At 38.0% G+C, this 13,986-nt stretch carries 5 protein-coding genes, 4 tRNA genes and 3 rRNA genes; 2 read left to right on the forward strand and 10 right to left on the reverse strand.

Annotation, left to right across the window (positions count from 1 at the left end; translation table 11 throughout):
• Positions 1-379 precede the first annotated feature (379 nt).
• From MARPI_RS04030 to MARPI_RS04070, 9 genes are all read right to left on the reverse strand, one after another.
• Positions 380-456: transfer RNA gene (locus MARPI_RS04030), tRNA-Met, on the reverse strand.
• A 10-nt stretch (positions 457-466) separates the two neighbouring features.
• A tRNA-Met gene (locus MARPI_RS04035) sits at positions 467-543 on the reverse strand.
• A gap of 29 nt (positions 544-572) precedes the next feature.
• A tRNA-Leu gene (locus MARPI_RS04040) sits at positions 573-661 on the reverse strand.
• A 116-nt stretch (positions 662-777) separates the two neighbouring features.
• On the reverse strand, positions 778-1,494 hold the full coding sequence (locus MARPI_RS04045) for a hypothetical protein (protein ID WP_014296315.1): 717 nt from the start codon (positions 1,492-1,494) through the stop codon (positions 778-780).
• 14 nt (positions 1,495-1,508) lie between these two features.
• Positions 1,509-5,894 (reverse strand): beta-alanine-activating enzyme beta-propeller domain-containing protein, encoded by a 4,386-nt coding sequence (locus MARPI_RS10690; protein ID WP_014296316.1) that lies wholly within the window; start codon positions 5,892-5,894, stop codon positions 1,509-1,511.
• Positions 5,895-6,044: 150 nt separating this feature from the next.
• Positions 6,045-6,158, reverse strand: a 5S ribosomal RNA gene (rrf, locus tag MARPI_RS04055).
• Between the two features lie 34 nt (positions 6,159-6,192).
• Positions 6,193-9,111 (reverse strand): 23S ribosomal RNA (locus tag MARPI_RS04060).
• A 30-nt stretch (positions 9,112-9,141) separates the two neighbouring features.
• Positions 9,142-9,217: transfer RNA gene (locus MARPI_RS04065), tRNA-Ala, on the reverse strand.
• Between the two features lie 48 nt (positions 9,218-9,265).
• Positions 9,266-10,806, reverse strand: a 16S ribosomal RNA gene (locus MARPI_RS04070).
• Together the 16S, 23S and 5S rRNA genes with 1 tRNA gene alongside form the textbook arrangement of a ribosomal RNA operon.
• 350 nt (positions 10,807-11,156) lie before the next feature.
• Between MARPI_RS04070 and MARPI_RS04075 the strand changes: the two genes are divergently transcribed.
• On the forward strand, positions 11,157-11,642 hold the full coding sequence (locus MARPI_RS04075) for a hypothetical protein (protein WP_014296317.1): 486 nt from the start codon (positions 11,157-11,159) through the stop codon (positions 11,640-11,642).
• A 31-nt stretch (positions 11,643-11,673) separates the two neighbouring features.
• Here the strand turns inward: MARPI_RS04075 and asnS are convergent, their stop codons facing one another.
• A complete protein-coding gene (asnS, locus tag MARPI_RS04080; protein WP_014296318.1) occupies positions 11,674-12,972 on the reverse strand; it encodes an asparagine--tRNA ligase in 1,299 nt (432 codons plus the stop codon).
• Between the two features lie 124 nt (positions 12,973-13,096).
• Here asnS and MARPI_RS04085 point away from each other — a divergent pair, with 124 nt between their 5' ends.
• A complete protein-coding gene (locus tag MARPI_RS04085; RefSeq protein ID WP_014296319.1) occupies positions 13,097-13,981 on the forward strand; it encodes an ADP-ribosylglycohydrolase family protein in 885 nt (294 codons plus the stop codon).
• The last annotated feature ends 5 nt before the right edge of the window (positions 13,982-13,986 follow it).

Consider the following 13,986-nt stretch of genomic DNA (forward strand, 5'->3'; position numbering starts at 1 on the left):
TTTTGGTGTTGATTGAGAAAAATAAAAACTTCCTCATACGACTTGAGTGCTAATCTTCGAAAAATCTCTTTGAAAGTAGAAAAATAATATTCACTCAGACATCACCTCCTGCGCTGCTTCGCTAAAAATCACATCCGTGTGATTTTGAGTGAAGACGAACATGGACGTGAGTCTGCAACGGCCGGCGGGAACGAGAATTTTTGAGGATTCGAATTTTCTACCGTTTGAGCGAACATTATTCGTACTATTTTCTTCACCAGTTGTTTTCATTTTTTACAACTGTCCTATAATGCCTGTTGTAAAAATTCTTCGTTCTGGTTAGTTTTATTACTTCTATTATACAACAAAAAAGCGCAGGATTTTAATCCTGCGCTTTTTCTGGTGGCGGCGAAGAGACTCGAACTCTTGACACTGCGGGTATGAACCGCATGCTCTAGCCAACTGAGCTACGCCGCCATATAAAAAATGGTAGCGGGGGTAGGATTTGAACCTACGACCTTCGGGTTATGAGCCCGACGAGCTACCAGGCTGCTCCACCCCGCACCACGTAATTTCCTTCTCTATAAATAAAATGGTGCCGAGGGAGGGACTTGAACCCTCACGGGTGTCTCCACCCAACGGATTTTAAGTCCGCAGCGTCTGCCAATTCCGCCACCTCGGCAACCTTTCTGGTTGAAAAACCATGATTATTCTACCATCTTTTTCCTTTTTTGTCAATACTTTTTTCGTTACAGTATTCTTTCTGAATTTCTCTTTTTCATTAATAATAATTTATATTTATAAGTCCCAATCTACTTCTTCTTTTCCAAAATCAAATTCAACACCAAATGTTATAAATGATATAGTACCAAAATTTAAACTTATTGTATATGGTAATTTTACATCTTCAAAATCCATTTCATCTTTATATGCAAAAATGTTTAATGATAATCCATATTTTGCAAATAATGAAAGATTATTATCATACCTGTATTTTATTTTAAGTCCTGCATCTATTATATTTATATTTATCTTTTTCAATTGTTCATTTAAACTATCTATAAAATTTGTTTCATCAGCGGAAGAAGTATTATTATCTTCAGAAGTTGTATTTCCTTCACCAATACCTATATCTCCGCTTCCCTTAATATTAAACTTTTTATAAAAAACCATATTATATCCACCATAAAGAGCTAACTCGGTTTTTGGTTCTTTAATTAAATAAAATGCTCCTCCAATTCCACCATAACCTAAATTTACTCCAATTGAAAAATTAACATCTTTTTCTGCTCCAAGTTTAGTAGTTTCCATTTTAGCATTTAAACTTCCTGAAACTCCTGATAATGTTATATATGTTTCAAACATTCCCATATTATATCCAGCAACAAAATTATTATTTAAAACTGATATAGCATTATTTCCTGGATTATATAATCCAAATTCAAAGAAAAGATTTCCTGAAAACATCATTGTAGAAACCACTAAAATTGCAATAAATAAATAGACTTTTTTCATCAACCACAACCTCCTCATTTATTATAATAATTTTTTATTATGGATTTTTCAGGTGTGTTATGTCCTTCAATTTTTATAGCATATAAATTTCCATCCCTGCTTGTAATATATAAAATTCCATCTTTTATAATTGGACTTGAAACAATACCATATCCACTATTAAATATCCAATCGATGCTATAATCTTTATTTAATGCATAAACTTTAGAATCTAAACTTGCAAAGTATATATAACCTTTATCATCAAAGGTAGGTGTCGAATAAATTTCACCATCAGTTTTAAATTTATTTATTAATTCTCCTTTTGGATTTAAAACATAAAGATAATAATCGAGACTTCCAAAATATATATTTCCATTTTCATCTATGCTAACCTTTGTTTGTATAGAACTATTGGTTCTAAATTTAAATATTAACTTTCCAAATTTTGATATTTTATACAAATAATTATCATCGCTGCCTATATAAATATTTCCTTCTTTATCTATAGCTGGAGATGATTTTACAGATCCTCCAGTTTTAAATTTCCAGTTTAATTCACCTCTTTCATTAAGAGAATAAACATATGAATCTGAACCACCAAAAATTATATTTCCATTATAAAATGCAGGCATTGATAATATATAATCATTTGTTTTAAAGGTCCATAAAATATTTCCATTTAAATCTATTGAATATAATACACCTTTTGATGTGCCAACATAAATTCTGTTATTTGCTATTAATGGAGTTGAAAGTATTTTACCTCTCAAATTCAATTTCCAGTTTAAAGTACCATCATTTGTTATTGAATACAACCTTCCTGAGCTGTCTCCAAAATATATATTTCTTCCATCATCGGTATTTGGAGACGCAATAATTTCAGAATTTGTTAAAAATCTCCATTTTAAAACACCTTCAAAAGATACTGCATAGAAATATCTATCGTAGCTACCAAAATATATTCCACTATTTAATACTAAAGGTGTATTTTCTATCCATCCTTTAGTTTTATAATTCCATTTAATCTTACCATATGGATTTACAGTTTTAAAACTCCATATAGGCCCTTCTTTTACAGCGTTTCTGGAATCTTTAACTATAACCTTCCAATAATATGTAGTTTTTGGTTTTAATTTTTCAGGAGTATAGGTTAATGTGTCAACATTTCTCAATACTACTTTTAAATTATCTTTATCTTCTCCAAAAAAGACTGTATACTCCAGTTTATCTCCATCCATATCATAAGCCATCCAGCTTAAAGTTATATCCGTAGGAACATTTACCTCTCCATTGGATGGTTCAGGATTATCCGGACCAAGAGGCAACAAATTCTTAACTATTTTTATCTTTCCAACATTATAATTATTCTTTTTAAATGCTGGCCATTGAGCCTTTTCATTTAAACCCTTATCTTCTACGATAATAGAATATAAATTTCCACTAACATCGCTAAAAATCAAATTATTATTATCTAAAAGTAGATTAGAATCTATTATATCTTCTACTTTAAATTTCCAATTTAATCTTCCTCTTGTATCGAGACAATATATATTGTGGTCATAACTGGAAATATATATATTTCCTTTATCTCCCAATACAGCTGATCCAGTTATTATATATTGAGTTTTAAACTTCCACTTCAAGGTTCCATCAGAATTTATTGCGTATAAATAATTATCCCAACCACCTATATATATTGTGCCATTTTCATCAACTACTGGAGATGATTTAATATAACTTTCTGTTTTAAAACTCCATCTTAAATTGCCGTTATAATCAAGAGAATATACATATCCATCTTCACTGCCTATATATATATTTTCATTGTTATCCAAAGCTGGAGTTTGAGAAATTCTATTTTCAGTTTTATACTTCCATCTTAACGTTCCATCTCTATTAATTGCATATAAATAGCCATCCCAACTTCCTATATACAATGTTCCGCTTCTTCCGATAACTGGACTTCCGCTAATTGAATTATTAGTCTTAAACTTCCACTTTAATGTTCCATCTGGATTAACTGCATATAGATAACCATCCCAGCTTCCTATATATATTATTCCTTTATTATCAATTACAGGTGAAGCAGTTATAATATCTTCACTTTTAAATTTCCACTTTAAATCTCCATTTTTATTTAAAGCATATAAGTATCCTTCATTATTTCCGAAATAAATAAGATTATCAGCATATAATGGCGTTGACCATATTTTATTTTCTGTTTTAAACCTCCAGATTATAGATCCTTTTGAATCCAATTTATAAAAATATCCACTATCATTTCCAATGTAAATATTACCTTCATCATCCAGTACCCCATTACCTTTAATTCTATTTCTGGTATAATATTTCCAATTTAATTTTGGTTCATATTTAATCTTTATATCATATATCTTACTTTCGACATAATTTCCTTTTCCATCTTTTACTGCTATTTTTAATTTATATCTTTTACCAGGAGAAAATTCTGAAATTCTTATTTTATTTTCACTATAATTTTCTACTACTTTCTTTAAAGAATCTATATTATTTCCAAAATAAATATCATATAACAGAGGATCATTATCAATATCTTTTGAAGCAAAAACAATTGTTGAATCTTTTGAAATAGCCTCACTTATATCTGGAAAAATAATTTCAGGCTTCTCCGGAGCATGTGATGTAACAAAATCAAAAACATCGCTTTCATTTCTATTTCCAAGCTCATCAAAAACCTCAACTTTCCAGTAATATTGCTTTCCAGGTTCAAGTTTTTGATTTAAAGAAAATTCCGGTACATCTAATCCTTCAGCTATTTTTTCCAGACTATCAATAGATTGTCCAAAATAAAGATTAAATAATAGCTTTTTACTATCTTTATCTCTCGCAATCCATTTTAATACAGGAGATAATGAGACATTGGTATAATGATTAACCGGATTTTTTTCAACAGGTTTATCCGGTGCATAATTTACCTTAAATTGAATTGTATTACTAAAAATAGAAAAATTGCTATCTTTTGCTGCTAATTTTAGGAAATATGATACATTTCCGTCTAAATTTTCTAAATAATAGCTCTTTGCTGATAAATTCCCAGCAATTAATTTTAAATTATTCTTTGATGTTCCAAAATATAAATCATATTTTAAATTCTCTCCATTTAAATCTTTAGAATCCCAGACAACTTTGATTTTATCTTTAATTAAAGTATTTGAATTATTAGCTGGATAGATAATTCGAACATTTACAGGTGGCAAATTAACATATTGCCTATTTAATAAACCATATGAATATGTCCAATACAATTCTTCTTTTCTTAGATTCTCAATATCAATAGAAACAATACTATTTTCAGATACAAAATAAATTTTTCCATCATCTAAAAAGATATTGGTATTGGTAATTTTTTTCTTAATTTCATATCTTGATAAATTCTTTTTATTAAAATCAAAAATAAAAATAGTTCCATCAATTGCTCCGGTAACAATTCCTTTATTAGTAAGAATAGATTTAGCAATTAAATTGTTTACAGATACTTTTTTAACAAGTTTAAAATTAGAATTGTACATATAAATATTGCCTGTAGTGGTAAGATAAATATTTCTATTTTTATCGACTAATATATTTAATAATATTCTATCGTTATCAAAATGCTTTTTCCAAATAGTTTTTCCATTAGTAGAAATAACATATAGCCATTTTGTACTTGTAATAACATATATATTCCCCAAATTATCTGATGCAAAATTACCAATAACACTTCCATTAACCTTAGAAGTAGCAATTTTATCACCTAAAGAATTAAAAATATAAATATTCCCCTGAATATCTCCAAAAACAACATTATTATTATAGGTAACAAGCAATTTTGAAGTAACTGAAGTATTTAAACTATTTATCCAGACCTTTTTAAAATCAACAAATTTAATAATATTACCATTCACAGTTAAAATATAATATTCATCAAATGGAGTTAAAGCAATGGATTTAATATTATCCTCAAATTTAAAATTAAAGAGATTATTATTGGAAAAATTATAAAAATAAAGTGTATTGCCGTTAGAAAAAACAAGCTCAGATTTATTGGAAATGAGAAAGTTGCTAAACAAAGAAGATTCAAATTTTTTAGAAAAAATCATCTTAAAATCTTTAAAAACATATAAAGTATCAAGATCATGAAAAGCAATATAATCTTTATATGTAATGAAAGAACCTCTAATTTTGGTATTAATATCAATAGTCTTTATATTAAAAGTCTGACTACTTAATGCAGCGTTATTGGATTTTGAAGTAGTATTCGAAGAAGACGCAATAAAAGGATTTTTAAAGATACTGGAAATATCAAAATTAAATAATCCATTAAAATAATTAGAAGAGCATGAACTTAAAACAAAGATCAAAAAAATAAAAATAATATAATTAATTATAAATTTTTTCATTTTAATCCCTCCAAATTAAATATATCAAAAATAATTATATCAAAAAATATAAAAAAATATATTTAATTTTGTATAAACTATTTATTAATAATAAATTATTAATAACATAAACAAAAACCCCCAGTCTTTTGACTGGGGGAAAAATAAAAAGAGGGGCGCTACCTACTCTCGCATGGACAAGCCATACTACCATCGGCCCGGATATGCTTAACGGTCGGGTTCGGGATGGGTCCGCGTGTTCCCATATCCGGTATCTGCACCCCTCAATCTCTCATTCACATGTGCATAGTTACTCAATAAGGTCAAGGCCTCGGGCTATTAGTACCGGTCGGCTCAATACATCACTGTACTTACACCTCCGGCCTATCTACGTCCTAGTCTCGAACTGCCCTTACCTCCATATGGAGTGGGAAACCTCATCTCGGGGCCCGTTTCCCGCTTAGATGCTTTCAGCGGTTATCGGTCAGGTACGTGGCTACTCAGCTCCTGCTCCTGGCGGAACAGCTGATTTACCAGTGGTACCCTCACACCGGTCCTCTCGTACTAGGTGTGACCCCCCTCAAGTTTCCTACGCCCGCAGCAGATAGGGACCGAACTGTCTCACGACGTTCTGAACCCAACTCACGTACCGCTTTAATGGGCGAACAGCCCAACCCTTGGGACCTACTTCAGCCCCAGGATGCGATGAGTCGACATCGAGGTGCCAATCCGCGCCGTCGATATGAACTCTTGAGCGCGATAAGCCTGTTATCCCCGGGGTAACTTTTATCCGTTGATCGACGGCCCTTCCACTCGGATCCGCCGGGTCACTAAGACCGTGTTTCCACCCTGCTCGACCTGTCAGTCTCGCAGTCAGGCAGGCTTTTGCCTTTACACTCTCCTGTGGATTTCCAACCCACATGAGCCTACCTTCGCGCACCTCCGTTACTCTTTAGGAGGCGACCGCCCCAGTCAAACTGCCCACCTAACACTGTCCCATCAGTGCTCTTCACACTCAATGGTTAGTAACCCATCATGCTGAGGGTGGTATCCCACCGGCGGCTCCACCTACCCTGGCGAGCAGGTTTCTCTGCCTCCCACCTATCCTGTACACAACATGACAAGTTACAATGTCAGGCTACAGTAAAACTCCACGGGGTCTTTCCGTCTAACTGCGGGTACTGGGCATCTTCACCCAGTCTGTAATTTCACCAGGCCCTCCGCTGAGACAGTGCCCAAATCGTTACGCCATTCATGCAGGTCGGAACTTACCCGACAAGGAATTTCGCTACCTTAGGACCGTTATAGTTACGGCCGCCGTTTACCGGGGCTTCGGTTCGTTGCTCTCACAACTCCCCTTAACCTTCCGGCACTGGGCAGGCGTCAGACCCTATACTTCCTCTTTCCGAGTTCGCAGAGTCCTGTGTTTTTGGTAAACAGTCGCCTGGGCCTTGTCACTGCGACTCCCCGGTGCAGTTGCCCACACCAAGGAGCACCCCTTCTCCCGAAGTTACGGGGCTATTTTGCCGAGTTCCTTAGCGGAGGTTAGCCTGCTCCCCTTAGCCTTCTCAGCTCACCCACCTGTGTCGGTTTTCGGAACGGGCATGTATATACTCAACGATAAGCGAGGCTTTTCTTGGCAGCCGGGCTACCACCTCGTTGGACTTATGTCCTCCCCTTCACGCTTCAGACTCCAGTAGCGGATTTACCTACTACTTTCTCTGTCCTTTGCGCTTGGATGAGCGTGCCACTTGCTCACGAGGCTTCGCCTTCTGCGTCCCCCCTCTTATCTCGTATATACATGGCACTGGATTCTTTACCAGTTTCCCATCGGTTACTCCTTTCGGATTCACCTTAGGTCCCGGCTTACCCTGGGCGGACGACCCTTCCCCAGGTACCCTTGGGCTTTCGGGGGGAGGGATTCTCACCCTCCTCTCGTTACTCATGCCCACATCCGCTCTTGTGCTTCGTCCAGTAATCCTCACGAATTACCTTCTCCCTACTGCACAATGCTCCCCTACCAATCCGCAGATTCCGCAGCTTCGGCGTACGGCTTCAGCCTCCTTACATTTTCGGCGCAGTCCGCCTCAACCGGTGAGCTGTTACGCACTCTTTTAATGATGGCTGCTTCTAAGCCAACATCCCGGCTGTCTCTGGCAGTCCACTACCTTTCACACTTAGCCGTCTCTTCGAGACCTTAGCTGGCGGTCTGGGCTGTTTCCCTCTCGACCATGGAGCTTTTCCCCCACAGTCTGTCTCCCGTACATCAACTAACGGTATTCGGAGTTTGACAAGTTTCGGAGGTTACCCCCCTACGCCTATCAGTGCTCTACCCCCGTTAGTCTTGTACGAGGCCGTGCCTACACACGTTTCGGGGAGATCCAGCTATCACCAGGTTCGGTTGGCTTTTCACCCCTATCCACAGGTCATCCGAATGCGTTTCACTGCATACCGGTTCGGGCCTCCATTGCGTTTCACCGCAACTTCACCCTGCCCATGGATAGCTCACCTGGCTTCGGGTCTGCATATACTGACTATCCGCCCTCTTCAGGCTCGCTTTCACTTCGGCTTCGCCTCTCCCGGCTTAACCTCGCCAGTACATGCAATTCGTGGGCACATTAATCAAAAGGCACGCGGTCACTCCTATGAGCTCCCACTTCTTGTAGGCTTACGGTTTCAGGTTCTCTTTCACTCCCCTCCCGGGGTCCTTTTCACCTTTCCCTCACGGTACTTCTACGCTATCGGTCGACGGGTAGTATTTAGCCTTGGATGGTGGTCCACCCTGATTCACGCAGGATTCCTCGTGTCCCACGCTACTTGGGATCATAATCCAGCCACTCACATGTATTTCGCCTACGGGGCTTTCACCCTCTCCGGCATACCTTCCCAGGTATTTCGGCTATACATGCTTCGTGACCGAGCCTCGTGCTGTCGGCTCCGATTATGTCCCGCTACCCCATACTGGCAACGGCAGCACCCTTTTACACCAGTATGGTTTGGGCTCCTCCCCTTTCGCTCGCCACTACTCAGGGAATCTCTCTTGATTTCTTTTCCTCCGGGTACTAAGATGTTTCCCTTCCCCGGGTTCGCCTCCCTTTCGGGATCTTTTGGGTTCCCCCATTCGGACATCCACGGATCTACGCTCGCTTGCAGCTCCCCGTGGCTTTTCGCAGCTTGCCACGTCCTTCTTCGCCTCCCGTCGCCTAGGCATCCGCCGTAAGCCCTTTTTACCTTGACCTTATCTTTCACTATGCACTTGTCAATGAGCTGGTGGAGTAGAGGGGACTTGAACCCCTAACCTTCTGCGTGCAAGGCAGACGCTCTCCCAGTTGAGCTACTACCCCTACTCCTTCACTACTGAACAGAGACACCCATTCCTTTTTTCTCCTTAGAAAGGAGGTGATCCAGGCGCACCTTCCGGTACACCTACCTTGTTACGACTTAGCCCCCCTCGCTGACTCCACCCTCGATAGCTGGCCTCCTTTCGGTTAGCCTCACCATCTTCGGGCGTTTCCAACTCGGGTGGCTTGACGGGCGGTGTGTACAAGACCCGGGAACGTATTCACCGCAGTGTGGCTGACCTGCGATTACTAGCGATTCCGGCTTCATGCAGTCGGGTTTCAGACTGCAATCTGAACTGGGGTAGGGTTTCTGGGATTCGCTCCACCTCTCGGCCTCGCTGCCCTCTGTCCCTACCATTGTAGCGCGTGTGTCGCCCAGGACATAAGGGGCACGATTACCTGACGTCATCCCCTCCTTCCTCCGCCTCGTCGGCGGCTGTCCCGTTAGCGTTCCCACCCTAAGTGCTGGCAACTAACGGCAAGGGTTGCGCTCGTTGCGGGACTTAACCCAACACCTCACGGCACGAGCTGACGACGGCCGTGCACCACCTGTATAGGCTCCCGGTACCGAAGTACCGGGTCCCCTGCATCTCTGCAGAGTACCACCTATATGTCAAGCCCTGGTAAGGTCCTTCGCTTAGCTTCGAATTAAACCACACGCTCCACCGCTTGTGCGGGTCCCCGTCAATTCCTTTGAGTTTCATCCTTGCGGACGTACTCCCCAGGCGGCCCACTTATCGCCTTAGCTTCAGCACGAACGGTACTACCGCTCACACCTAGTGGGCATCGTTTACGGCTAGGACTACCCGGGTATCTAATCCGGTTTGCTCCCCTAGCTTTCGGGCCTCAGCGTCAGGTTTGCCCCAGGAGACCGTCTTCACCACCGGCCTTCTTACCTGTATCTACGCATTTCACCGCTACACAGGTAATTCCGTCTCCCTCTAGCAACCTCAAGTCTAACAGTTTCAGACGCATTTCCCTGGTTGAGCCAGGGCCTTTTACATCTGACTTATTAGACCGCCTACACCCCCTTTACGCCCAGTGATTCCGGGCAACGCTCGCCCCCTACGTATTACCGCGGCTGCTGGCACGTAGTTAGCCGGGGCTTTTCCTTACCTACCCTCATCAGATGGCCATTCCCTACCATCCTTATTGTTCGGTAAGTTCAGGAGTTTACGTCCCGAAGGACTTCTTCCTCCACGCGGCGTCGCTGGATCAGGGTTCCCCCCATTGTCCAATATTCCCCACTGCTGCCTCCCGTAGGAGTGGGACCCGTGTCTCAGTGCCCCTGTGGCCGGCCACGCTCTCACGCCGGCTACCCGTCGTCGGCTTGGTAGGCCTTTACCCTACCAACTACCTGATGGGTCGCAGGCAGCTCCTCCAGCCAAGCCTTAGCTCGCTTTCCCCTCTCGGGCTCATCCGGTATTAGCCACCGTTTCCAGTGGTTGTCCCGGTCTGGAGGACACCTTCCTACGCGTTACTCACCCGTTCGCCACTAGTACTACAGCCCGAAGGCTGCCTCCTCGTTCGACTTGCATGTGTTAAGCACGCCGCCAGCGTTCGCCCTGAGCCAGGATCAAACCCTCCATCCAAGATTTCGAGTTCGATCTTAACTCTTTGAATCTACTTCCGCTGGGTGTCTCTGTTCACTTGTCAAGGAGCTTCTCTTCCTTCTCTCTTTTTCTTCCAGACGCTCTCACCCGCGTCCGAGTATATATATTACCACCTTCTTCCTCTTTTGTCAACTTACAGTTTCGTTAATTTCGTTAAACGTACGTGAATTCATTCTTTTTATCTTCTATAAACCTTTATTTATAATGTTTTTAGATTTTTTATTTTTATTTATTTTTTCTGATTTTTTTGCTTGACATGGATACGATTTTTTATTTTTAAAAAATATGTTATAATTAAGTTTAAAACTTTTTAATTCGGAGGTGTTTTTATGAAAAAAATAGGTTTTTTTAGTATTTTTATTTTATCTTTATTATTTATTTTTTCTTCCTGTCTCGATAGAACTCAAATCTTGAATAATGAAAATGACACTAATACTGATGATATCGTTTTATTGGATTGGAAGGATTGGTCTGTTGCAGAAGGACATTACTTATCTCCTTTAAAGGTTTTTACCTTTGATTCCACAGCTATTTTAAATTTCAATTTTGAACTTACTCATTGGGATGGCGATTATGGCCTTGAATTTTATGTTCTTACAGAAGATGATTTCGATAATTTATATTATGATAAAAGTTTTAACTATGTACTTCATAAGATTTTTTATACTGAAAATAATTATACATTCTCCGGAGAAATTCCAGAAGGAAGTTATGTTTTTGTTATTGATAATGCACGTGGCGGTGATGAACAACCAGATAATGATGATGAAAATGATTATGCTACCTTTAATTTATATGTGACTCAGAATAAATAAAAAACCCGCTCAAATCGAGCGGGTTTTATTATTATGGATACACTCTATATAATGTTCTTGCAAATGGTATTGCTTCTCTTATATGTTTAAGGCCGCATATCCAGGCTACTGTTCTTTCAATTCCAAGACCAAATCCACTGTGAGGAACTGAACCAAATTTTCTTAAATCAAGATACCATTGATATTCTTCTACTGGTAAGTTGTTTTCTTTTAATCTTTCAATTAATACATCTTCCTGCCAGATTCTTTCAGATGCACCAATTATTTCACCATATCCTTCAGGTGCAATCATATCATCACATAATACTACATCTGGATTTTCTGGATCTGGTTGCATATAGAATGCCTTTACTGATTTTGGATATTTTTCTATAATAACAGGTTTATCAAATTCTTCAGAGATTAATGTTTCATCATCTGCTCCGAGGTCTTCACCCCATTGTATATCCGAACCCTTTTTATTTAATAATTTTATTGCTTCTGTATATGTAATTCTTGGGAATGGCGCTTCTATTTTTTCGAGTTTACTTATATCCCTTCCAAGAGCAACTAAATTTTCAGAAGCATTTTCAAGGACTTTCTTAACCACATATGATACAAGATTTTCCTGTAATCTCATATTGTCTTCATGTGTATAATAAGCAACTTCTGCCTCATTCATCCAGAATTCTATAAGATGTCTTCTCGTTTTTGACTTTTCAGCCCTGAATGTTGGACCAAGATTGTATACTTTACCTAAAGCCATAGCTGCTGCTTCAAGATATAACTGACCTGTCTGTGCAAGATATACTTTTCCATAATCAAAATAGTCTATTTCAAATGTATTTCCTGCACTTTCACCAATTGAACCTGTAAATATTGGAGTATCAATTAATACAAAACCTTCGTTGTTATAAAATTCTCTTATAGCTTTTATTATTTCATGTCTTACCTTTAATATATGGAATTGTCTTCTTGATCTTAACCATAAATGTCTGTGTTCCATTAAGAAATCAATTCCGTGTTCTTTCTTTGAAATAGGATAATCTTCTGATGGATTATGTACTATTTCAACTTCATCAATGTGTAATTCAAATCCAACTGGTGATCTTTGATCTTCAACAACTGTTCCTCTAACAATTAATGAGCTTTCCATTTTTAATTTTTTTACTTCTTTGTATTTTTCTTCACCAAGTGTTGATTTTTCAACAACTCCCTGAACAAAACCTGTTCCATCTCTTAATTGTAAAAATCCTATTTTACCACTAACTCTTTTATTCCAGAGCCAGCCTCTAAATTCAACTTTTTCACCTATATGTTTTTTCATATCTTTTATATATATCCATTCCATACTTTTCCCTCCCAAATCACAATATTTTATTTATCTCTATTTTTTATATTATAACACGCTAATACAATTGTGTCAAAATCTATGATATAATTAAAATATAAAAATCAGTCAAGGGGATGGTACAATGAAAGAAACAAAAAATAGATGTTTAGGTGCTTTAATTGGATTAGCAATTGGAAATGCATTAGGAGCACCTTTTGAATATATAGATATGGAAAAGCTTCCTGAAATAAATGATTTTCATAGCGGTGGAATATATAATTTAAATGCCGGCGAATGGACAGATGATGTTTCTATGGCTCTTTGCCTTGCAGAAAGTTTAATAGAAGACGGTTTTGATTTTGATAGTCAAATGAAAAAATATTTAAAATGGATTGATGAAGGTCTCTATTCCTGTAAAAAAACGGCTTTTGGAATTGATAACCAAACAATGGATGCATTAATTCAATATGAAAAAGACGCTTCTTTGCCAAAGATAATAGATAAAGATTCACATAAACCTTTAGCAAGACTTGCTCCAATTCCTATGTACTTTAAAAATTCTTTTAATGATGCTGTTTTTTATTCAGGACAAAGCGCATATACCACTCATAATAATATCTATTCAATTCATTCATGCAAATTCATCGGTGGATTTATACAACAGGCAATTAATGGCGCTACAAAACGCGTTTTATTAGAAGAAGTTCATAGACATATGGACTTAATTTATGATGTAAAACTTAAAATTGTTGATGTTACATATAAAGATATAAATGATTTAATAAACGACGGAAAAGCCATAAATTCACTTGAAATAGCATTATGGACTATTCATAATACTAATTCATTTAAAGATGCTGTTCTAACAGCTGTTAGATTTGGCGGAGATACAGATACATTAGGTGCTATTGTTGGACAAATGTCTGGTGCTCTTTATGGATTAGAGAATATTCCAAAGGTCTGGCTTTTAAAGCTTGCAAAGAAAGATATGATATTGGAACTTGCAGAGAAGTTGTGTAATAAATAAGAAAA

The organism is Marinitoga piezophila KA3 (genome assembly GCF_000255135.1).
GTDB lineage: Bacteria > Thermotogota > Thermotogae > Petrotogales > Petrotogaceae > Marinitoga > Marinitoga piezophila.